Source organism: Kurthia massiliensis (assembly GCF_000285555.1).
Taxonomy (GTDB): Bacteria; Bacillota; Bacilli; order Bacillales_A; family Planococcaceae; genus Kurthia; species Kurthia massiliensis.
Window position 1 is genome coordinate 1 of record NZ_CAEU01000079.1, and the last position, 563, is coordinate 563.

The following is a 563-nucleotide window of genomic DNA, read 5'->3' on the forward strand; positions in this document are numbered from 1 at the left end:
GCAGAATACCCCTCCCTCAAGGAACGTAGTGAGTAGGGAGGGGATGAATGCGAACGCAAACTTTTTGCGCGTGCCAATTTGTTGAAAAGAACACATGTTCCTATTAAAATATGAGGAAAAGGAGGTGTTTGTCATGCCGCATAAAGCTTACCAGTTCCGTATCTATCCAAATAAAGATCAACAAGCGCTCATTCACCAAACACATGGTCACTGTCGTTTTGTCTACAACCATTTTCTTGAGTTGTGGAATACTTCCTATAAAGAAGAAGGAAAAGGATTAAATCGTTCCATTATGTCCAAAATGCTCACAAAGCTGAAAAAACAAGATGATACTGCTTGGCTACGTAACGTAGACAGTGTGGCATTACAAGCCTCCTACGAAAACTTATTAACTGCCTTTGACCGTTTCTTTAAAAAGCAAAACAAATACCCACGTTTCAAAAGTAAGAAAAATCCCGTTCAAAGTTATACAACCAAAAATAACAAAGGTTCCATTGCCATTATCGGTAATAAAATTAAACTACCTAAATTAGGGCTTGTGAAGTTTGCGAAATCTCGTGACA

General features: G+C 38.4%; 1 protein-coding gene. It reads left to right on the top strand.

Annotated features, from left to right (window positions below; translation table 11 throughout):
- Nucleotides 1-133: 133 nt before the first annotated feature.
- Nucleotides 134-563: RNA-guided endonuclease TnpB family protein (locus KMHG_RS16995; RefSeq protein WP_010285649.1), on the top strand; the 430-nt coding region annotated here is incomplete at its 3' end.